The organism is Mycobacterium sp. IDUB_1 (genome assembly GCF_055419625.1).
Genome location: NZ_JBVAYA010000006.1, coordinates 1 through 21,430, shown reverse-complemented (window position 1 = coordinate 21,430; position 21,430 = coordinate 1). Strand labels below are relative to the sequence as shown.

Genomic DNA, 21,430 nt, shown 5'->3' with positions numbered 1-21,430 from the left:
GAAGCGACTATCGGGCCATCTGGTAGTACTCCTTCTCGCTGACCCCGCTCAGCGGTGCGACGAACATCCACGGAATGGTGCCGAGCAACCGATTGAGGCCAGCGACCGAGTCGTTGTAGTACTGGCGCGCGAACGCGAGCTTGTCCTCGGTGTCGGCGAGGTTGCGTTGCAGGTCGAGGAAGTTGGCGGACGAACTCAGTTGCGGTGAGCTCTGCCCGAGGGTCATCAGCGGCGTCAACGCCGCGTCGAGTTGCCGCTCGGCGGCGCTGCGTTGTGCCACCGAGCGACCTGCCGTTGCCGAGGTGAGCGCCTCGCGCGCATCGGTGACGCGATCCAGGACGTCCTTCTCGTGCGCGGCGAAGGTCGCCACGGTGTGCACGAGGCTGGGAATCAACGCCGCCCGCCGGGTCAGTTCGACGTCGATGCCTGCGAGTGCCTCCGCGACACGCACGTCGGCCGACCGGATCTTGTTGTAGCCGGCCACATAGCCAGCGCCGATCAGCAGGACCAGCACCAACACGATGGCCAGCACGACGCTCACCATGACCCTCCTCCTCCGCCGCCGCCCCCACCGCCACCCCCGCCGCTGAAGCCACCGCCGCTCGACGACGACGACGAGGACGACGACTGCGAGGCCGTGTACGCGCCGATCGACGAGGACAGCGCCGATTCGAAACTGTCGAAGTTCGCACCGCCGGAACTGCTCGCCGCCGCCCAGGAGGTCGACGGGCTCGTCGTGACATACCAATCTGGTTGTGGCGCTGCGGTGTTCATCGATGTCTGATACTTCGCAGCCCAAGCCGCGGCGACCCCGCCGGCCACCGCGAACGGAACGTAGGCGGTGTAGAGATCACGCCGGGCTGAGAAGTCGAAGCGGGTCTCCGCCGAGTCCGTCGCGAGCACGCGGTGGAATCCGCCGGCCCGGGACCACAGTTCGCGCCCCGCCGCGGTCCGCCGCGACCCGACCCCGTCCCGCCACGACACCGCGGTCAGCAGGAAGAACACCGCGAAGGGCAACGCCCACAGCGTGATCGGGAACCCCCAGCGGAAGAACCCGCAGATCATCAGCAGGAACGCGAGCGCGTTGGCCGCGCGCAGCCACAGTTCCTTCCTGCGTGGCACCAGCAGCCCGCCGTCGCGCGCCCACGCCTGCACGGCCTTGGTCATGTCCTCCTTGGCTTTGCTCAGCTTCTGACCCGACGTCGCGGTCTTCTTGGCCGAGAACTCGCTGCCCGCGTTCATCAGCTTGAGCCGGGAGGCGACCGCCAGGCTGACCGGATCCAGGCCCGACCACTGGCCCGGCCGGGCGATGCTGCGCAGCTTCCATTCCTTGTCGCCGAGCTGTTCCATCGTGATGAGTTTGCGCTCGGCGAGGTAGAACAGCGTCGCGGTCAGCCCGTTCTTGGGTACCGTCTCGGTGCGGATGTACTCGACCTGCACCGGTCCCAGGCCCGGCGGCGGCGCGTACTGCAGCGGGAAGCCCGGCGGCGGCTCGATCACACTGCGCAGCCACAGAGCTGCCCCCGCGCCGAAGGCGACGGTGACACCGAGCAGCCACAGCACGACGGTCACCGACTGCCCGAGGATGCGGTCCCACGTGTACGGCCACGGCAAGGTGGTGCGGGCCGGCGTCGGCACGTCCACCCCCGCGCGCAGGGTGACCGGCGTGCGGGGCGGCAGATCCGACGCCGAGGCGACCACGGTGTCCCCTGCCGCGCGCAGGTCGTCGCACGCCCGTCCGACGCCGGAGCCGACCGAGCACTGCACCGCCCCGACTGCGCCCGGCAGCGTCACGGAGATCTGCGCGCGGTCGATGCGGTTGTTCCACGACGGGGCGATGACGTTCCAGAAGAACACCGACGATGAGTCGGCAGGCGCGCCCGCGGTCTGGGCGAACACGCGGTCGGCGCCGGCGGAGCCGGGATCCAGGACGCCGCGGATGCGGTAGGCGATCTCGAAGACGTGACCACCGTCGGACAGTGTGCGGTCCGGATCACCGATCTTGGCGACCCGGAAGCGTCTCCCGTCCTCCCACATCATCTGGTAGGGCACCGGCGCGCCGTCCAACTGGATCGAGGTGATCTCCGGTGGCTGACGGACGTGAGAATCGTTGCGGTTGGCCACATCCCAGTAGCGGAAAATGCCGTGACGGTCGGTGGTGTAGACCTGCGCGGTGATGGTCTCGACCGCGGTCATGTCCCCGGCCGCGTCCACGGTGGCGGACATCCGGAAGTCGCTGATCACCACGGGGTCCTCGGGCGGCGGCCCGTCGGAGCCTCCGCCGGTGAACAGCAACGGCCACAACAGTCCGAATGCGATGAGCAGCAGCGGGATCGACGCCTTGGCCAGCCGCCTGACGGACATGGGCATCACCCTATGTGCAACGGGTCGATCTGGATACGCACCGGCTCATGGTCGTGGCGGGCGCTGTGCACGGCGGTGGCTTTGCGCAAGGCCGCGGCCAGGGCGAGGCCGTCGGCCCGCGCCGCTCGCGCCAGCATGCGGATCACCGGGTGCTCGGGCGCGACGCCGGGCGGGCGGCGCACGCCCACTGGCAGGTCGACCGGCCCGAGCAGATCGGTGCCTTCCGGCAGGGCCGTATCGTCGAGCAGCGCGTGCACGGCGTCGGCGGTGCCGTCGACGGCGGCCATGTGCACCGAGGGCGGAAGCCCGACCTCGGCGCGCGCCTCGAGTTCGTCGTCGGCGTGGCCGACGGGATCCCAGCGGATGAGCGCCTGCACGGTCGGGATCGCCGATTCGGCGACGACCACCACCGTTCCCCCGTCCTCACGGCGGCGAACCAGAGCCGAGGCCGACATCCAGCGCCGTAGCGTGTCCTCGGCGGCACGCAGGTCCTGACGGCCGAGCAGCGCCCAGCTGTCGAGCAGCAGCGCCGCCCCGTACCCGCCGTCTGCGACGGGTTCCACCCCCGGCGTGGCGACCACCAGCGCCGCGCGCTGCGGCACGGACTCGACCACCGCCTCCCCGCCGGAAGTGACGACGGCAACGCCAGGGAACGCCCGGCCGAGCTCCTCCGCGGTGCGCCGGGCGCCGACGACCACCGCGCGGACGGCGTCCGAGCCGCACCGGGCGCAGCGCAGCGCCAGTTCCTCGCGGCCGCACCACCGACAGACCACGCCTGCCGCCTCGCGGCTGGCCAGCGACAGCGGTCCGGTGCAGTGCCTGCAGCGGGCGACGGTGCGACAGCGCGCGCACGACAGCGCGGGCACGTACCCGCGCCGAGGCACCTGCACGAGTACCGGGGCGCCCGCCGTGATCGCTTTGCGCGCGGCGTCGAGCGCCACCGACGGCAGCCGCGCGGTCCGTGCGGCGGCGTCGCGTTCTTGGGCGTAGGCGCTGTCCTCCAGCGCGATCACCCGGGGCGCGCACGCGCGGACCGTCTGCCGCGGTGCTGTCAGGTCGTGGGCCCAGCCGCTGCGGACCAGCGCCTGCGCCTCGGCGGTGCGGGCATGACCACCGATCACCGCGGCGCAGCGCAGCTGGTGGGCACGCAGCATCGCGACCTCGCGGGCGTGCGGATACGGGGCGCGGGGTTCGGCGAGCGAGTCGTCGCCGTCGTCCCACATCAGCACCAGACCGAGGTCGGCGACCGGGGCGAACACCGCGCTGCGGGTGCCGATGACGACCCGGGCGTCACCGCGCAGGACCGCGAGCCACCTGCGATATCGCTCGGAGGGCCCCAGCCCTGCCGACAGCGCGACCACCCGGGAGGGCTCCACGAGCTCGGTGCACGCCGCCGAGAGCCGGTCGACATCGCGCTGGTCGGGAACCACAGCGAGTACCGACCGGCCCGCGTGCACGGTCACCGCCGCGGCCTCTGCCAGCCGTGCCGGCCAGGCGTCGCCCGGCAGCGCCTGCCAGACCGCGCGGGCGGCGCGGCCGTCCCGCAGCGCGGCGATGAACTGTGCTCCCCCGCTGTAGGCCGACCATGCCGCGGCGTCGATGTCCGCGGCTACGAACGGGCCGAGCGGCACCGGCGGCTTCTTCTCGACCGTGGCGTGCCGCGGCGGGATCGCCAGCCGCAGCACGTCGGCGCGGGTGCCTGCGTACCGGGCGGCGACGGCGTCGACGAGCCGGCGCACGTCGTGCGTGAGCACCGGTTGCGAGGACACCACCTTCTCCAGCCAGCCGAGCCGGCCGGCGTGGTCGGTCTCCGACCGGCGTTCCAGCACGAACGCGTCGACCAGTCGGCCGTTGAAACGGACCTTGACGCGAACCCCGGGTTGGGCGTCGTCGGACATCTCGGCGGCGACCAGGTAGTCGAAGTCGCGGTCCAGGTGCGGCACCGTGAGCATCGGCAGCACCCGCGCGATGGGTTCGTGCTCGGCTGCCTGCCGTCCTACGGTCACCCCGCAGGTCTAGCAGAGGGCTCGGACGACCGACCGAACAGCACGCCCGCGCTGATCAGCAGCAGCGAGGCGGCGTAGACCCACCAGACCGGCACCGCCAGCGTCTCGTCGTCCAGGACGAACCGGCCGATGCCGATCATCGCGTCGGACACCGCGAAGCAGACCGCTCCGAGTGCCGTCCAGGGCGTCGGCAGGTCGGCGAGCAGCGCCGTGCACACCATCGCGCCCAGCACCGCGATGTAGGCGGTCACAGGGACGGCCATCCCGTCGGCCACCAGCCGCGGCCAGAACCACACCAGCAGCCCCACGCACGCGACCACGGTCAGCCCCGCCGCCACCAGCCGGACCGGCGTGGCCCGCATCAGCGGCCACAACGTGACCAGAAAACACACATGCGCCACCAGGAACGCGCCCAACCCCAGCACGAATGACGGCTGCCACCACGGCATCGCGAGCAGGAAGTCACCGGCGGCCGAGAACAGCAGCGCACCCACCAGCCAGCGTCGCTCCCGCGCGATCGGGTGCGTGAGCGCGGCGCCGGCGAGCAGGACCGCAGCGAGGGCTTTGACCGCGGGCTGGGCAGTGAACCGCCCGGTGAGCTCGGCGCCCCCGGGTACCTGCGTCGCGGTGACGATCAGGAACACCCCGTAGGCCACGGCCACCACGGCAGCGGCTCCCCAGATGGCCATCCGGCGCCGACTCGTCGTCACAGGCAGAACCTACTAAAACGGCGGACGCTAGCGTGTGGGCCATGGCTGACCTCGATCCCGTACTGACGAAGGTGCTCGACGCGGTGCCGTTCCGACTGACCACCGACGGCGGGCCGGAGCTCGCGCGGCAGCGTTTCGCCGAGCTGCCGCGGGTGCCGGTGTTCCCTGAGGTGACGGCGACCGAGCACACCGTCACAGGCCCGGCCGGTCCGGTCCCCGTCCGCATCTACCGGCCACCGACCGAGGCCGCGATGCCGCCTGTGGTGATCTTCATCCACGGCGGCGGATGGTCGGTGGGCGACCTCGACACCTACGACGCAGCGGCACGGCTGCACGCCGTGCGCGCCGAGGCGCTCGTGGTGTCGGTCGACTACCGGCTGGCGCCCGAGCACCCGTATCCGGCGGCCGTGGAGGACGTGTGGGCGACGACGCAGTGGGTGGCCGCGCACGCCGACGAGATCGGCGGCGACGCCACCCGCCTCGCCGTCGCCGGTGATTCGGCCGGCGGCAACCTGGCCGCCGTCGCCGCCCAGCAGGCCCGCGACGCCGGCATCACGCTGCGCCTGCAGCTGCTGTGGTACCCGTCGACGACGTTCGACACGTCGTTGCCGTCGTTCACCGAGAACGCCGAGGCGCCCATCCTCGGCTTGGCCGAGTGCAAGGCGTTCACCCGCTGGTACGTGGGCGACACCGACCTGACGCAACCACCCGCGACGCTGGTCCCGGCCGTCGGATACCTCACCGGTGTGGCGCCCGCCCACATCGTCATCGCCGGCCACGATCCGTTGCGTGACGACGGCGCTCGCTACGCCGAGCTGCTCACCGCCGCCGGGGTGGACGCCCAGTTGGACCACGCCGACACGCTGGTCCACGGATTCCTCGGCTACTACGGCGTCGTGCCTGCGGCGACCGAGGCCACCGACAGGGCGCTCGACGCGCTACGGGCCGCGCTGCACTAGCTCGTTGTTGGGATCGGTAGCCGCGCTCGATCGCTAATTTCTCCGCAATGGACACCACAGCAGGTGGTGCACGGAACGGAGAGATCGCCTGATGAAGCGATTCACACGCATCACCGGATCGGCGCTGGCCGGCGCCGCTCTCGCACTCACCGCGGCGACGACGCTGGGCGCCGGCACGTCGTCCGCCCAGGGACCCAGCTACCAGGGCGGCAACTGCCCCCAGGGCCAGACGTGCACCCACTGGTGCCCCGGCGATCCTGCGATCCCGGGCGGCCAGGTGCTCAGCTGGGATTGGAACGTCTGCCACGACTGGTACTGGAACTCGTACGGCATCGTCGACGTGCCCAGCGTGCTGTACCCGTGGTCAGGGCCGCCGCAGCAGATCGCGCCGCCACCGCCGGTGGCTCCGCCGCCGCCCCCGCCTCCGCTACCTCCCGGCACGCCGTTCTGCAGCCCACGCGGGTCGCTGATCATCATCCCGCCGATCTGCGACGAGATCGGGGTCGACCTGCCGCCGGGATCAGTGCAGCACTAGCCGCCTAGACAGCAGCCTTCAGGTCGTCGACCTTGTTCAGCTGCTCCCACGGCAGATCGATGTCGGTGCGGCCGAAGTGGCCGTAGGCCGCCGTCGGCGCGTAGATCGGCCGCAGCAGGTCGAGGTCGCGGACGATCGCGCCGGGACGCAGGTCGAACACCTCACCGATGGCCTTCTCGATCTTCACCGGGTCAACGGTCTCGGAGCCGAAGGTCTCGACGAACAGGCCCACCGGGGCGGCCTTGCCGATCGCATAGGCGATCTGCACCTCGACACGCTCGGCCAGGCCGGCGGCGACGACGTTCTTGGCGACCCAGCGCATCGCGTAGGCGGCCGAGCGGTCCACCTTGGACGGGTCCTTGCCGGAGAAGGCGCCGCCACCGTGGCGGGCCCAGCCGCCGTAGGTGTCGACGATGATCTTGCGGCCGGTCAGGCCGGCGTCGCCCATGGGACCGCCGAGGACGAACTTGCCGGTCGGGTTGACCAGGATGCGCGGATTCGATGTGTCCAGCGTCTCGTGGCCGAGTTCGGTCAGCACCGCGTCGATGACGTGCTGCTTGATCTCCGGGGCCAGTTGGCTGTCCAGATCGATGCCGTCGGCGTGCTGAGTCGACAGCACCACCGTGTCCAGGCGCACCGGGGTGGTGCCGTCGTACTGCACCGTGACCTGGGTCTTGCCGTCGGGACGCAGGTAGTCCAGCGTGCCGTTCTTGCGGACCTCGGTGAGCTTGCGCGAGAGGCGGTGCGCCAGCGCGATCGGCAGCGGCATCAGCTCCGGCGTGTCGGCGATCGCGTAGCCGAACATCAGGCCCTGGTCACCGGCGCCCTGGGAGTCCAGCGGGTCGGCAGCACCTTCGACGCGGGTCTCGTGAGCGGTGTCCACACCCTGCGCGATGTCGGGCGACTGCGCGCCGATCCCGATGTTCACGCCACAGGTCAGCCCGTCGAAGCCCTTGTCGGAATGGTCGTAGCCGATGTCGAGGATGCGGGCGCGCACGGTGTTGGTGATGTCGGCGAACGCCTCCTTGGCCGTGGTCGTCACCTCGCCCACCACGTGCACCTGACCGGTCGTGACCAGGGTCTCGACTGCGACACGGGACTTCGGATCGCCGGCCAGCAGTGCGTCGAGCACCGAATCGCTGATCGCGTCGCAGATCTTGTCCGGGTGCCCCTCGGTCACCGACTCACTGGTAAACAGCCGAGCATCACTCACGTGCGATCCCTTTCACTTCCACTGTCTGTGTCGGCACACGGCGGCGCCTCTAGCACCCAAGCGTGTCCCCCTGCGGCGCGCAACCTTTACGCGCACGCCTTTGTCGTGTCATTCACAGTCTGTCGTTCGCCGCTCACCCGTTCTGCAGGAAGCCGGCGATCGCGTCCACAATACGGCTCGCCATCACGGTCTTCGAACCGTGCTCCAGTGCGGCCTCCGTGCCGTCGGAGGACAGCAGCCAACCGTCGTTGTTGTCGACCTCGAATGCCCGGTTCTCCCCCACGGCATTGACGACGAGCAGATCGCACCCTTTGCGGGCGAGCTTGGCGCGCGCGTGGAACAGCACGTCGCCGTTGGCGTCGCCCGTTTCCGCGGCAAATCCGACGATGGCCCGCATGTTCGGCAGCTGGCCGTCGGCCCGCGAACGCACCGCGGCGGCGAGCACGTCGTCGTTACGGACCAGCTCGATGGTCGGCTCGCCCTCGCCGGCCGGGCCCTTCTTGATCTTGGTGAGCACTGGGTTGGCGGGCCGGAAATCGGCGACCGCGGCAGCCATCACCAACACGTTCGCGGCCGCGGCGTGCTTGGACACGGCGTCGCGGAGCTGGGTGGCCGACCCGACGTGCTCGACGTGCACGCCGGCCGGATCGATCAGCCCGGCGGTGTGACCGGCGATCAACGTCACGTCGGCGCCGCGTTGCGCCATCACCCGGGCCAGCGCATAGCCCTGCTTTCCGGAGCTGCGGTTGCCGATGAACCGGACGGGATCGATGGGTTCGCGGGTGCCGCCGGCGGTGACCAGCACCTTCACCCCGGCCATGTCGTAGGGCAGCGCGTCGGAGCGCACCAGCAGCAGCTGAGCCAGGGTGCTGATCTCTTCGGCCTCGGGTAAGCGGCCCGGACCGGTGTCGGCGCCGGTGAGCCGGCCCGACGCGGGTTCCATCACCACTGAACCGCGGCGCCGCAGGGTCGCGACGTTCTCGACCGTCGCCGGGTGGAACCACATCTCGGTGTGCATCGCGGGTGCGTAGAGCACCGGACATCGCGCGGTCAGCAGAGTGGCGGTGAGCAGGTCGTCCGCGCGTCCGACGGTGGCTCTGGCGAGAAGGTCAGCCGTGGCCGGTGCGACGACGACGAGGTCGGCGCCCTGGCCGATGCGGACGTGCGGGACCTCGTGGACATCGTCGAAGACGCCTGTGTGGACGGGGTTACCCGACAACGCCTCGAACGTGGCCGCGCCGACGAACTTGAGCGCCGATTCGGTGGGTACCACCCGCACGGAGTGGCCGGCCTCGGTGAGCTGACGGACCACGGTCGCCGCCTTGTAGGCGGCGATGCCGCCGGCGACGCCGACAATGATCCGCTTGCGATCGGCCATGGCTGGCCGCAGCCGCTTCTACTCGCCCTCGGTGTGCTCGAGCAGGTCCTCGTGGATCTCGCGCATCGCGATCGAGAGAGGCTTCTCCTGAAGACCGGGCTCGACGAGCGGACCGACGTACTCGAGGATCCCGTCACCCAGCTGGTTGTAGTAATCGTTGATCTGACGTGCACGTTTGGCGGCGTAGATCACCAGCGCGTACTTGCTCGACGCGCGATCCAGCAACTCGTCGATGGGCGGGTTGGTGATGCCCAACGGCGTGTCGTAGGCGGTGGCGGCGGACGGATCGAGGTCCACGGGTGCCAGCCGCGTGTCGGCGTGCGGGGTGCTCACGAAAAAAGTCTCCTGGCGATTCGAATAGAGAAATTGGAGTCTGGTCAAGACTTATCGGGCCGCACCGGTGTGCGGGCCACCAGCAAGGATACCAACGCAGCGCACGCGGATTCCACTTCCGTGTTGACGACGACCTCGTCGAAGTCCCCCTGAGCCGCCAATTCGGTGCGGGCCGTCGCCAGTCGGCGGGCCATCACCTCGGCGCTCTCGGTGCCGCGGCCGGTCAATCTGTGCTCCAGCGCCTCCCAGCTGGGTGGGGCGAGAAACACGCTGAGCGCCTCCGGCATGGCGGCCTTGACCGCCCGCGCCCCGGCGAGATCGACCTCGATGAGCACGGGCCGCCCCTCGGCGGTGGCGGCGCGGACCGGCGCGGCCGGCGTGCCGGAGCGGTGCAGGCCGCCATGGATCTCCGCCCATTCCAGCAGCTCACCGTCGTCGATGAGACGTTGGAACTGTTCGGGCGAGACGAACGAGTAGTCGATGCCGTCAATCTCACCCGGCCGCGGCGCCCGGGTGGTCACCGAGACGCTGAAGTACAGGTCAGCGACGCGGTCCCGCAGGCATCGCACCACGGTGGACTTGCCGACGGCAGACGGGCCGGACAGCACCAGGACCGGAGCCCGTGGGTGCGTATCCGGCCCCCCGCCTTCGCTCACCGACCTCCCTTACGAGAAGTCGAACTTTTCCAGCAGGGCCTTGCGCTGGCGATCGCCCAGGCCACGCAGCCTGCGGGTCGGGGCGATCTCGAGCTCGGTCATGATCTCCTGCGCCTTGACCTTGCCGACCTTGGGCAGGGCCTCCAGCAGAGCGGAGACCTTCATCTTGCCCAAGACCTCGTCGGTCTCGGCGTCCTTAAGGACCTGCTTGAGGTTGGTGCCGCCGCGCTTGAGCCGATCCTTGAGTTCGGCACGCGCTCGACGTGCGGCAGCAGCCTTCTCCAACGCTGCCGCGCGCTGTTCGTCGGTCAACTGGGGAAGGGCCACGGGTTCCTCCGTATCGTCACCATCTGTTTTTCTCTCGACTGGTCGTGGTGGATCGCGAACCAGCCAGCGTGGACGACCGTACCCACGCGGGCTGACGAAAGCTAACCCCACCCCCGAGTTCTGGGACCAAAAGCCCAGCGTGTAGGGCGCAACGGGCTGCGCGGCGGGATCGGCGTGGCGGCTCGGCGCGCGCTTGCCGGAATCGCCCACCTGAGCGGAAACCCCTGCGTATCGGCTGTTTTCCTCGTACTCCGCGATGTCGGCCGTCGCTGCCCGTCCGGAGCTCGGTTGTCACACCCGCCACAGGAGGGTGTGCCGAGAAATTTTCCCTGGTCAGTCGCTGTCGGGCGTGTCGCAGCAGCCCCGCTCAGCCCTGCAGGTGAGCGACCGCGTCGCGCATGCGTTCCGCCGCGGCGCGCACCGCCGACGGGTCCGGACCGGCCCGCAGCACCTCGCGGGAGACCGCGGGCAGCAGCTGCCCCGGCCGAGCCCCTCCCAGGCCCGCCAGCGCCTCGGGGCGGCCGCCCTGGGCGCCGACGCCGGGCACCAGCACGGGTCCGCCCAGGGCGCTCACATCCGGCGGCTCGGCCAGCGTCGCGCCGACGACCACACCGACAGACCCTGCCCCCGCGCCGGCGTTCACCGCGGCGGCAGCGTCGACGATCGACTGCGCGACCGTGCGTCCCCCGGCGTCCGCGCGCTGCACCGACGCCCCCTCGGGGTTGGAGGTGGCCGCGAGCACGAACACACCCCGGCCGTGAGCAAGGGCAGTGTCGAGCAGCGGCTGCAGCGATCCGAATCCCAGGTAGGGCGAGGCCGTCACGGCGTCGGCGGCGAGCGGCGAATCCCCGGCCCAGGCGGCGGCGTAGGCCGCCATCGTCGACCCGATGTCACCCCGTTTCGCGTCAGCCAGCACCAGCACACCCTCTGCGCGCAGCGCGGTGATCGTGCGCTCGAGCACAGCGAAACCGGCCGACCCGTAGGCCTCGAAGAACGCCACCTGCGGCTTGACCACCGCGAAGCCGGCGAACGCTGCCACGCAGATGTCGCTGAACCGGGCCAAGCCGTCGGCGTCGGTGCTCAGGCCCCACGCCCGAAGCAGTTCGGGGTGCGGGTCGATGCCAGGACACAGCGGGCCGCGGCTGGCCATCGCGTCGGACAGCCGGTCACCGAACCCGCTCACCGGTCAGGACCCCAGCGCGCTGTGCAGTTCCTGCAGCGACATCACGCCGATACCGCCGCGGAGACTGGCCTCGATGCCCTGCACGGCCGCCGACGCGCCCTGCACCGTTGTCACGCAGGGGATGTTCATCGCCACGGCAGCCGAGCGGATCTCGTATCCGTCGATGCGCGGACCGGAGTTGCCGTACGGGGTGTTGATCACCATCTGTACGTCGCCCGCCTTGATCGCCTCCACGGCGGACACCGCGGGTCGGTCCGGGCTCGGCTCCTCGAAGTGCTTGCGCACCTCGTCACACGGAATCCCGTTGCGCCGCAACATCTCCGCCGTGCCCTCGGTGGCCAGGATGTGAAAGCCGAGATCAGCGAGACGCTTCACCGGGAACACCAGGGACCGCTTGTCGCGGTTGGCCACGGACACGAACACGGTGCCACTCGCGGGTAGCGAACCGTAGGCCGCGGTCTGGCTCTTGGCGAACGAACTGCCGAAGTCGTGCGCGATGCCCATCACCTCGCCGGTGGACTTCATCTCCGGGCCGAGGAGCGAGTCGATCTGGCTGCCGTCGTGCTTGCGGAACCGATGGAAAGGTAGGACGGCTTCCTTCACCGCGACCGGGGCGTTGCGCGGCACTGTGCCGCCGTCGCCCTCGGCAACGAGCAGGCCCTCCTCGCGCAACCCGGCGATCGTGGCGCCCAGCATGATTCGCGCGCAGGCCTTGGCGAGCGGCACTGCGGTGGCCTTGGAGACGAACGGCACGGTCCGGCTGGCGCGCGGGTTGGCCTCCAGCACGTAGAGCACGTCGTCTTTGAGGGCGTACTGCACGTTGAGCAGGCCGACCACCCCGACGCCGAAGGCGATCGCCTCGGTGGCGCGCCGGACGGCGTCGATGTCGCTGCGGCCCAAGGTCACCGGCGGCAGCGCACAGGCGGAGTCGCCCGAGTGGATGCCGGCCTCTTCGATGTGCTCCATGATGCCGCCGATGTAGACCTCGGTGCCGTCGCACAATGCGTCGACGTCGATCTCGATGGCGTCTTCGAGGAAGCGGTCCACCAGCACCGGGTGCTCGGGTGAGAGCTGGGTGGCCCGGGTGATGTACCCCTCGAGCGTGTCCTCGTCGTAGACGATCTCCATGCCGCGGCCGCCGAGCACGTAGGACGGCCGAACCAGCACCGGGTAGCCGATCTCGGCGGCGATGCGGCGCGCCTGCTCGAAGCTGGTCGCCATGCCGAAGCGCGGTGCGGGCAGGCCGGCGTTGGTGAGGACCTCGCCGAAGCGGCCGCGGTCCTCGGCCAGATCGATGGCCTCGGGCAGGGTGCCCACGATCGGCACCCCGGCCTTCTCGAGGCGCTCCGCCAATCCCAGCGGGGTCTGCCCTCCGAGTTGCACGATGACGCCGACGACTCCGGGACCGCCGCGCCCTGAGTACTGCTCGGCGAAGTAGACCTCGAGGACGTCCTCGAACGTGAGCGGCTCGAAGTAGAGCCGGTCGGCCGTGTCGTAGTCGGTGGAGACGGTCTCGGGATTGCAGTTGATCATGACCGTCTCGAACCCGGCCTCGCTCAACGTGGTCGCGGCGTGCACGCAGCTGTAGTCGAACTCGATGCCCTGCCCGATGCGGTTGGGGCCCGAGCCGAGGATCAGCACCTTGGGCTTCTCGGCCTGCGGCGCGACCTCACTTTCCGCGGCGGGATCGAGTTCGTAACTGCTGTAGTGGTACGGCGTCTTGGCCTCGAACTCCGCGGCGCAGGTGTCGACGGTCTTGTAGACCGGATGGATGCCGAGGCGGCGGCGCAGCGCGCGCACCCCCACCTCGCCCGCCAATTCCGGTCGCAGCGCGGCGATCTGGCGGTCGGAGAGACCGTTGTGCTTGCTGCGCCGCAGCAGTTCCTCGCCGAGCACCGGCGCGTCGATGATCTCGGCGCGCAGCTCCACCAATCCGCTGATCTGGTCGACGAACCAGGGGTCGACCCCGGAGGCTTCGGCGACCTGCTCGACGCTGGCGCCCAGCCGCAGCGCGTATTCGATGTCGTAGAGCCGCCCGTCGGTGGGAGTCCGCAGGCGCTCCAGCACCTCGTCGACGTCGCCGTCATCGTCGGGGCCGGTCCAGAAGCCGAGCTTGGTGGTCTCCAGCGACCGCATCACCTTGCCGAGGGCCTCGACGAAGTTGCGGCCCAACGACATCGCCTCGCCCACCGATTTCATCGTGGTGGTCAGCGTGCCGTCGGCGCCGGGGAACTTCTCGAACGCGAAGCGGGGCGCCTTGACGACGACGTAGTCGAGCGTCGGCTCGAAGCAGGCCGGCGTCTCCTTGGTGATGTCGTTGACGATCTCGTCGAGGGTGTAGCCGATGGCGAGCTTGGCGGCGATCTTGGCGATCGGGAACCCGGTGGCCTTCGACGCCAGCGCACTCGACCGGGACACCCGCGGGTTCATCTCGATGACGATGAGCCTGCCGTCTCTGGGGTTGACCGCGAACTGGATGTTGCAGCCGCCGGTGTCGACGCCGACCTCGCGCAGGATCTCGATGCCCAGGGTGCGCATGGTCTGGTACTCGCGGTCGGTCAGCGTCATCGCCGGCGCGACAGTCACCGAGTCCCCGGTGTGTACGCCCATCGGGTCGAAGTTCTCGATCGAGCACACCACCACGACGTTGTCGTGGTGGTCGCGCATCAGCTCGAGCTCGTATTCCTTCCAGCCGTAGATCGATTCCTCGATCAGCACGTTCGCCGACGGCGACGCGGCCAGGCCGTCACCGGCCATCCGCTCGACGTCCTCGGCCGAGTACGCCATGCCCGAGCCCAGACCGCCCATCGTGAAGCTGGGCCGCACCACCACGGGCAATCCGAGGTCCGCTACGGTCTCGCGCACCTCATCCATCGTGAAACAGACACGGCTGCGGGCGGATTCACCACCGACCTTGGCCACGATGTCCTTGAACTTCTGCCGATCCTCGCCGCGCTGGATGGCGTCGAAGTCGGCACCGATCATCTCCACGTCGTAGCGCTCGAGGGTCCCGCTCTCGTACAGCTTCACCGCGGTGTTCAGCGCGGTCTGGCCACCGAGGGTGGCGAGCAACGCGTCGATCTTGTTGCCGCGCTCGGCCTGCTGGGCGATCACCTTCTCGACGAACTCGGCGGTGATGGGCTCGATGTAGGTGTGGTCGGCGTACTCCGGGTCGGTCATGATCGTCGCCGGGTTGGAGTTGATCAGCGTGACCTGCAGCCCCTCGGAGCGCAGCACGCGGCACGCCTGCGTGCCCGAGTAGTCGAACTCGGCGGCCTGCCCGATGAGGATCGGTCCGGACCCGATGACCAGGATGTGCTGGAGGTCGGTACGGCGCGGCATCTATTTCTCTCCCGCCATCAAGTCGATGAACTGGTCGAACAGGTAGTTCGCATCGCGGGGGCCTGCGGCGGCCTCCGGGTGGTACTGCACGGAGAACGCCCGCCCGTTGGCGAGCGCCACCCCTTCGACCACACCGTCGTTGGCGCAGGTGTGCGTGACCACCGCGGTGCCGAACGGCGTGTCGAATTCTTCGCCGGCCTCCCCCTCGAGGGCGAAGCCGTGGTTCTGCGCGGTGATCGACACACGGCCGGTGGCGTGGTCCATCACCGGGATGTTGATGCCTCGATGCCCGAAGGTCATCTTGTAGGTGCCCCGGCCCAGCGCCCGGCCCAGGATCTGGTTGCCGAAGCAGATCCCGAACAGCGGTGTGCCGGCGTCGATCACCTGCTTGGTGACTTCCACGACGTGGTCCGCGGTGGCCGGGTCGCCCGGGCCGTTGGACAGGAACACCCCGTCGGGGCGCAGGTCGGCGATCTGGGCGAAATCGGCCGACGACGGCAGCACATGGGTGCGGATGCCGCGTTCGGAGAAGTTGCGGGGGGTGTTCGTCTTGATGCCCAGATCGAGTGCCACCACCGTGAATCGTTGCGTGCCAACCGGTTCCACGACATAGCGGTCACCGGTGCTGACCTCGCCGGCCAGATCGGCGCCGAGCATCGACGCCTGGCCGCGCACCCGGGCGAGCAGCTCCTCGGTGTCGGCGAGAGCGCTCCCGGAGCCCGATGTCGCCGCCAGCGCGGCTCCGGAGAACACCCCGGCTTTCATCGAGCCGCGGCTGCGCAGGTGACGTACCACGGCGCGGGTGTCGATGCCCGCGATGCCGACCACGTTCTGGCGACGCAGTTCATCGTCGAGCGTGCCGGTGGCTCGCCAGTTCGAGGCGCGCGGCGACGGGTCACGCACCGCGTATCCCGCGACCCAGATCTTGTCGCCGCGGCTCTCGCTGTCCTCGTCGTTCCAGCCGGTGTTGCCGATCTGCGGCGCCGTGGCGACCACGATCTGGCGGTGATAGCTGGGGTCGGTCAGCGTCTCCTGGTATCCGGACATGCCGGTGGAGAACACCGCCTCGCCCAGGGTCTCGCCCTCCGCGCCGAATGGTGTGCCGGTGAAGACCCGGCCGTCTTCGAGCACGAGCACGGCCACGTTCGCCGTCATGCCACCTCCTCGGGAAGCCATTTCGAGTAGTCGCGCCGGTTGTCGGCGCGGAAACCGGTGTCGATCTCCACCCCGGTGGGCAGTCGCCAGCGGATCGCCAGGATGCCGTCGTGGGTCAGCGCTTTGCCGGCCAGACTCTTCTCGGCGCGGATGTCGGTGATCATCTCGTCGGGAATCCAGATCGGTCCAGCGCCGGTGCGCTGCATCATGATTCCCTCGGGATAGCGGGTCAGCACGGCCTTGGCGCGGAAGCCGAGGTCGGCGGCGGCCACCCGGTCGTTCCAGTTCGGGACCAGTGTGGAACCGATGTAGAGCCCCTTGGTGGGTGAGACGGTCGCCGCTCCGACGCTGTCGGGGAGCTGCGGCAGCGTGCCGAGGAGTTCGGCCTGCCGCTCGGCGCGGCGGCGCCATCCGCGCAACATCGCGCCGATCAGAACAGCGATCAGCAGGGCCAGGATCGCGGCCATGATCAGCGAGGCCACGAGCGTTTCGGTGTTCATGCGCCCGCCTTCCCGTCGCGGGCGGTGACGGTGCCGCGCAGCAGTGTGGCCGTGACGACGGCGGGCAGCTCCATGGACTCGTACGGGGTGTTGTCCGAACGGCTGGCCAATGCGGCGCCGGTGACCGTCCACTGCGCGTCCGGATCGACGATGGTGAGGTTCGCAGGCTCCCCCACCTCCAGCGGACGGCCCTGATCGGGCAGGCCGACGATGCGTGCGGGCGCCTCGCTCATCACCCGGGCGACGTCGCGCCAGGTCAGTAGGCCGGGCCGCACCATCGTCTCGACGACGACCGACAACGCGGTCTGCAGCCCCAGCATGCCGGGCCGGGCGTGCGCGAACTCGCACATCTTCTCGTGCTCGGCGTGGGGCGCGTGATCGGTTGCGACACAGTCGATCACACCGTCGGCGAGTGCCTGGCGCAACGCGACAGCATCGGCTGCCTCACGCAGCGGCGGGTTGACCCGGTTACGGCCGTCGTAGGAGGACAGCCGCGAATCGTCGAGCAGGAGGTGGTGCGGGGTGACCTCCGCGGTGATCGCGATGCCCTGCTCCTTGGCCCAGCGGATGAGCTCCACGGTGCCGGCCGTGGAGGCGTGGCAGATGTGCACGCGGGCGCCGGCGTCGCGGGCGAGCAGCGCGTCGCGGGCCACGATGGATTCCTCGGCTGCGCGCGGCCATCCGGCCAGGCCGAGCAGCGCGGCGGTGGGGCCTTCGTGGGCGACCGCACCGACCGTCAGCCGCGGCTCCTCGGCATGCTGGGCGATCAACACGCCCAGCCCGGAGGCGTACTCGAGCGCCCGGCGCATCACCAACGGATCGTCGACGCAGCTGCCGTCGTCGGAGAACATCCTGACCCGGCCGACCCCGGCGGCCATCAGCCCCATCTCGGTGAGCTGCTTGCCTTTCAGCCCGACCGTGATCGCACCGACGGGGTGCACGTCGACCAGACCGACCTGCTGACCGCGGTGCCACACGTGGTCGGTGACGACTGCGGAGTCGGCCACCGGATCGGTGTTGGCCATCGCGAACACCGCGGTGTAGCCACCCAATGCTGCTGCAGCCGAACCGGTTTCGATGTCCTCGGCGTACTCGCGGCCGGGTTCGCGCAGATGGGTGTGCAGATCGACGAAGCCGGGCAGCAGAATCTGCCCCGGAGCGTCGATGACGTCATCGGCAGTGAGGCCGGTCCCGATCTCCGCGATCTGACCGTCGTCGACGAGCACGTCGACCGGATCACCCTCGCCGTAGAGGAGCACGCCTTTGATCAGGACCTTCATGCGCTGATCGCCTCCACTTCGGTACCGACGAGCAGGTGGAACAGCACCGCCATCCGCACATGCACACCGTTGGACACCTGTTGCAGCACAGCCGATTGCGACGAGTCGGCAACCGAATGCGCGATCTCCATGCCGCGCAGCATCGGGCCGGGATGCAGGACGACGGCGTGCTCGGCGAGTTGCGCCTGCCGCTTCTCCGACAGTCCGTAGCGCACCGAGTACTCCCGCGACGACGGGAAGAAGCCGCCGTTCATCCGCTCGGCCTGCACCCGCAGCATCAGCACCGCGTCGGCGAGTGGGAGCTCGGCGTCGAGCTCGTGCGAGACGGTGACGGGCCAGTCGGCGACACCCACGGGCAGCAGCGTCGGCGGTGCGACGAGCACGACCTCGGCACCGAGGGTGTGCAGCAGCGCGACGTTGGAGCGGGCGACCCGGCTGTGCAGGACGTCGCCGACGATCACGACACGCTTGCCGTCGACGGACCCGAGTCGCTGCCGAATGGTCAGCGCGTCGAGCAGCGCCTGCGTGGGGTGCTCGTGGGTGCCGTCACCGGCGTTGATGACGCTGGGTCCGCCGGTCTCGTCGAGCGTCCACGCGGCGAGTTGTTGGGCGGCACCGGACGCGGGATGGCGCACGATCAGGGCATCCGCTCCGGCCGCACGCAACGTCAGGGCGGTGTCGCGCAGCGACTCCCCCTTGGCCACCGACGATCCCGATGCGCTGACATTGATCACGTCGGCACTCATCCACTTGCCGGCGACCTCGAACGACACCCGCGTGCGGGTGGAGTTCTCGTAGAACATCGTGATGATCGTGCGGCCGCGCAGCGTCGGCAATTTCTTGACCTCGCGCCCGAGCAGCGCCTCGCGGAACCGGTCGGCGTCATCGAGGATCGCGGTGGCCTCGTCACGGCTCAGGTCTGCCGCCGTCAGAAGGTGTTTCACCGTTGCGGACCTCCCTGCGGTGCGATGGAAACCCCGTCGGCTCCGTCGTTTTCGGTGAGCCGCACCTTGACGTTCTCGCTGCGCGACGTCGGGACGTTCTTGCCGACGTAGTCGGCGCGGATCGGTAGTTCGCGATGCCCGCGGTCGACCAGCACGGCGAGCTGCACGGCGCGGGGCCGACCGAGGTCGCGCAGCGCGTCGAGGGCTGAGCGCACGGACCGGCCGGTGTAGAGCACGTCGTCGACCAGGATCACCAGCGCGCCGTCGATGCCGCCCTGCGGGATCGACGTCGGAGCCAGCGGCCGGGGCGGCTTCGACATGAGGTCGTCGCGGTAGAGCGTGGTGTCGAGAGCGCCGTGCGCGACCTCGGTATCGCTGAATTCGGCGATGTTGGAGGCCAATCGCGTGGCGAGCGTCACGCCGCGGGTGGGGATCCCGAGAAGGATGACCCGCGGCGCGTCAGGCGCGTCCAGCGCGGTCTTCTCGATGATCTGGTGGGCGATGCGGGCGATCGTTCTACTCACGTCCGCCGCGGACATCAGCTCCCGGTCACTGGTGGCAGCCACGTGTAACCCGGACCTCCTTCTCCGCCTCACGGGACGGTCGTTAAAGGACGGTCAAATCGCGGCAAGGCTATCACTGTGCGCTGCCATCGGCACCGCTGACCTACTCTGGCGCGATGAACCTCGACCGCAATCAGACCTCCATCGTCGAGGCGATCGACGCAGGGCTGCTGGCCGGAGCTGTCACCCTCGTGTGGCGGGCAGGCCAGGTCCTGCAGGTCAACGAACTGGGCTACCGCGACGTCGATGCCAAGCTGCCGATGCAGCGCGACACCCTCTTCCGTATCGCGTCGATGACAAAACCGGTGACGGTGGCCGCGGCGATGACGCTGATCGAGGAGGGTGTGCTCTCCTTGACCGATCGGGTGGCGACGTGGCTGCCCGAGATGGCCGACATGCGTGTGCTCGCCGATCCCAGCGGTCCACTCGATCGGACCGTGCCGGCCCAGCGGCCGATCACGATCGAGGACCTGATGACGCACCGCAGTGGGCTGGCGTACATGTTCTCGATCCGGGGTCCGCTGGCGGACGCCTACCGCAAGCTGCCCGCCCGGCAGGATCAGGACCGATGGTTGGCCGAGCTGGCGGCGCTGCCGCTGGTGCACCAACCGGGCGAGCGCCTGACCTACAGCCACGCCACCGACGTCCTCGGGATCGCACTGTCCCGCCTGGTGGGCAAACCGCTACCCCAGGTGCTCACCGAACGCATCCTCGAGCCACTGGGCATGTCGGACACCGCGTTTCACGTGGGGCCGGCGGGACGACGGCGGGCGGCGACGATGTATCAGTTGAATCCTGACAACACGCTGCGCCACGACGTGATGGGGCCCGCGCCGATCATGGATCCGCCGTTCTGCCAGGGCGGCGCGGGGTTGTGGTCGACGGTCGACGACTACCTGGCGTTCGCGCGGATGCTTCTGGCGGGCGGGACCATGGACGGCGTGCGCGTGCTGTCCGAGGAATCGGTGCGATTGATGCGCACCGATCGCCTGACCGAGGAACAGAAGCGCCATGATTTCCTCGGCGCACCGTTCTGGATCGGGCGCGGATTCGGCCTGAACCTGTCGGTGGTGACCGATCCGGCGAAGTCGCGGCAGCTCTTCGGGCCGGGCGGGGTAGGCACGTTCTCGTGGCCCGGCGCGTACGGCACGTGGTGGCAGGCCGACCCGACGGCCGACGCGATCCTGATCTATCTGATCCAGAACCTGCCGAGCCTGACGACCGACGCTGCCGCCGCCGTCGCGGGCAACACCTCGCTGGCCAAACTCGCGAGCGCCCAACCGAAGTTCGTGCGACGGACCTACGAGGCGTTCGACCTGTAGGTGCGGGTTGTCGGTGGCGCGTTGTAGCGTCGACGTCATGTTCGCACAGGTGTTCGATATCGACGGGTCGGCCTCGGAGGTTGAGCTGCGCGAGGTTGTCGCCCACTGCGAACGACTCAAAGCCGAGGCTGCCGCGGTGCAGGCCCGCGCCACCGCGTTATGGGCGTCCAAGCGGCGCGCCGCTGAGACCGCGTCCGGGATGCCGGTGCGGAAGCGCGGGCGCGGATTGGCCTCGGAGGTTGCGTTGGCGCGCTTGGATTCCCCGGCCCGCGGTGGTCAACATCTCGGGTTCGCTCGGGCGTTGGTCGAGGAGATGCCCCACACCCTGGCCGCGCTGGAGGCCGGGGTGTTGACCGAGTGGCGGGCCACCCTGATCGTGAAGCAGTCGGCCTGCCTGACCGTCGAGGACCGGCGTGCCTTGGATGCCGAACTGTGCGCCGACCAGCAGAGCTTGGTCGGGTTGGGCAATGCCCGGATCGAGGCCGCCGCGGCCGCGATCGCCGCCCGCCTGGATGCTGCTGCGGTGGTGCAACGCAAAGAACGCGCCGCCCAGAGCGCCTCGGTGTCGACCCGGCCGGCCCCGAACGGGATGGTGTATCTGACCGCGGTGCTGCCGCTGTCCCAAGGCATCGGGGTGTACGCAGCGTTGCGACGCGAGGC

The 21,430-nt window shown here is 69.7% G+C and carries 20 protein-coding genes; 4 read left to right on the top strand and 16 right to left on the bottom strand.

What is annotated here, in order from left to right:
* Positions 1-7 precede the first annotated feature (7 nt).
* The 4 genes from ACZYYX_RS26470 to ACZYYX_RS26455 are packed head-to-tail and all read right to left on the bottom strand — an operon-like array spanning position 8 to position 5,059.
* Positions 8-544: a LemA family protein gene (locus ACZYYX_RS26470; RefSeq protein WP_463817801.1), complete on the bottom strand. Its 537-nt coding sequence runs from the start codon at positions 542-544 to the stop codon at positions 8-10.
* Positions 538-2,364 (bottom strand): DUF2207 domain-containing protein, encoded by a 1,827-nt coding sequence (locus ACZYYX_RS26465; protein ID WP_463817800.1) that lies wholly within the window; start codon positions 2,362-2,364, stop codon positions 538-540. Before ACZYYX_RS26465 ends, ACZYYX_RS26470 begins: the two co-directional genes overlap by 7 nt.
* A 5-nt stretch (positions 2,365-2,369) precedes the next feature.
* Positions 2,370-4,316 carry a primosomal protein N' gene (locus ACZYYX_RS26460; RefSeq protein ID WP_463818039.1) on the bottom strand — a complete coding sequence of 649 codons (1,947 nt, stop codon included), beginning with the start codon at positions 4,314-4,316 and terminating at the stop codon, positions 2,370-2,372.
* 50 nt (positions 4,317-4,366) lie between these two features.
* Positions 4,367-5,059, bottom strand: a complete 693-nt coding sequence (locus ACZYYX_RS26455) for a lysoplasmalogenase (protein ID WP_463818038.1) — start codon at positions 5,057-5,059, stop codon at positions 4,367-4,369.
* A 62-nt stretch (positions 5,060-5,121) separates the two neighbouring features.
* On the opposite strand from ACZYYX_RS26455, the gene ACZYYX_RS26450 reads away from it, so the two are divergent.
* Together ACZYYX_RS26450 and ACZYYX_RS26445 are read left to right on the top strand one after the other, a co-directional pair.
* The gene (locus tag ACZYYX_RS26450) at positions 5,122-6,039 is read left to right on the top strand and encodes an alpha/beta hydrolase (protein WP_463817798.1); all 918 of its coding nucleotides are present in this window, start codon (positions 5,122-5,124) and stop codon (positions 6,037-6,039) included.
* A 91-nt stretch (positions 6,040-6,130) separates the two neighbouring features.
* On the top strand, positions 6,131-6,574 hold the full coding sequence (locus tag ACZYYX_RS26445; protein ID WP_463817797.1) for a hypothetical protein: 444 nt from the start codon (positions 6,131-6,133) through the stop codon (positions 6,572-6,574).
* Positions 6,575-6,578: 4 nt separating this feature from the next.
* Here ACZYYX_RS26445 and metK read toward each other — a convergent pair whose 3' ends face one another.
* The 12 genes from metK to pyrR form a co-directional block, all read right to left on the bottom strand.
* A complete protein-coding gene (metK, locus tag ACZYYX_RS26440) occupies positions 6,579-7,787 on the bottom strand; it encodes a methionine adenosyltransferase (RefSeq protein ID WP_463817796.1) in 1,209 nt (402 codons plus the stop codon).
* A 133-nt stretch (positions 7,788-7,920) separates the two neighbouring features.
* On the bottom strand, positions 7,921-9,165 hold the full coding sequence (gene coaBC / locus ACZYYX_RS26435) for a bifunctional phosphopantothenoylcysteine decarboxylase/phosphopantothenate--cysteine ligase CoaBC (protein WP_463817795.1): 1,245 nt from the start codon (positions 9,163-9,165) through the stop codon (positions 7,921-7,923).
* An 18-nt stretch (positions 9,166-9,183) separates the two neighbouring features.
* Positions 9,184-9,498 carry a DNA-directed RNA polymerase subunit omega gene (gene rpoZ / locus ACZYYX_RS26430; RefSeq protein ID WP_463817794.1) on the bottom strand — a complete coding sequence of 105 codons (315 nt, stop codon included), beginning with the start codon at positions 9,496-9,498 and terminating at the stop codon, positions 9,184-9,186.
* A 44-nt stretch (positions 9,499-9,542) separates the two neighbouring features.
* Positions 9,543-10,154 carry a guanylate kinase gene (gene gmk / locus ACZYYX_RS26425; protein ID WP_463817793.1) on the bottom strand — a complete coding sequence of 204 codons (612 nt, stop codon included), beginning with the start codon at positions 10,152-10,154 and terminating at the stop codon, positions 9,543-9,545.
* A 9-nt stretch (positions 10,155-10,163) separates the two neighbouring features.
* Positions 10,164-10,481 carry an integration host factor, actinobacterial type gene (gene mihF / locus ACZYYX_RS26420; protein WP_003932123.1) on the bottom strand — a complete coding sequence of 106 codons (318 nt, stop codon included), beginning with the start codon at positions 10,479-10,481 and terminating at the stop codon, positions 10,164-10,166.
* A 367-nt stretch (positions 10,482-10,848) separates the two neighbouring features.
* Positions 10,849-11,664, bottom strand: coding sequence for an orotidine-5'-phosphate decarboxylase (pyrF, locus tag ACZYYX_RS26415; protein ID WP_463817792.1), 816 nt, complete (start codon positions 11,662-11,664; stop codon positions 10,849-10,851).
* A 3-nt stretch (positions 11,665-11,667) separates the two neighbouring features.
* Positions 11,668-15,006 (bottom strand): carbamoyl-phosphate synthase large subunit, encoded by a 3,339-nt coding sequence (gene carB, locus ACZYYX_RS26410; RefSeq protein ID WP_463817791.1) that lies wholly within the window; start codon positions 15,004-15,006, stop codon positions 11,668-11,670.
* Positions 15,007-16,161 (bottom strand): glutamine-hydrolyzing carbamoyl-phosphate synthase small subunit, encoded by a 1,155-nt coding sequence (gene carA, locus ACZYYX_RS26405; RefSeq protein ID WP_463817790.1) that lies wholly within the window; start codon positions 16,159-16,161, stop codon positions 15,007-15,009.
* Positions 16,158-16,661 carry a PH-like domain-containing protein gene (locus tag ACZYYX_RS26400; protein ID WP_463817789.1) on the bottom strand — a complete coding sequence of 168 codons (504 nt, stop codon included), beginning with the start codon at positions 16,659-16,661 and terminating at the stop codon, positions 16,158-16,160. Before ACZYYX_RS26400 ends, carA begins: the two co-directional genes overlap by 4 nt.
* Positions 16,658-17,941 (bottom strand): dihydroorotase, encoded by a 1,284-nt coding sequence (locus ACZYYX_RS26395; RefSeq protein ID WP_463817788.1) that lies wholly within the window; start codon positions 17,939-17,941, stop codon positions 16,658-16,660. Before ACZYYX_RS26395 ends, ACZYYX_RS26400 begins: the two co-directional genes overlap by 4 nt.
* Positions 17,938-18,885, bottom strand: coding sequence for an aspartate carbamoyltransferase catalytic subunit (locus ACZYYX_RS26390; protein ID WP_463817787.1), 948 nt, complete (start codon positions 18,883-18,885; stop codon positions 17,938-17,940). Before ACZYYX_RS26390 ends, ACZYYX_RS26395 begins: the two co-directional genes overlap by 4 nt.
* Entirely contained in the window at positions 18,882-19,451 is a 570-nt protein-coding gene (pyrR, locus tag ACZYYX_RS26385) for a bifunctional pyr operon transcriptional regulator/uracil phosphoribosyltransferase PyrR (protein WP_463817786.1), read from the bottom strand. Before pyrR ends, ACZYYX_RS26390 begins: the two co-directional genes overlap by 4 nt.
* 113 nt (positions 19,452-19,564) lie before the next feature.
* Here pyrR and ACZYYX_RS26380 point away from each other — a divergent pair, with 113 nt between their 5' ends.
* A complete protein-coding gene (locus ACZYYX_RS26380) occupies positions 19,565-20,770 on the top strand; it encodes a serine hydrolase domain-containing protein (protein WP_463817785.1) in 1,206 nt (401 codons plus the stop codon).
* Between the two features lie 37 nt (positions 20,771-20,807).
* A partial coding sequence (locus ACZYYX_RS26375) for a DUF222 domain-containing protein (protein ID WP_463817784.1) occupies positions 20,808-21,430 on the top strand: 623 nt, incomplete at its 3' end.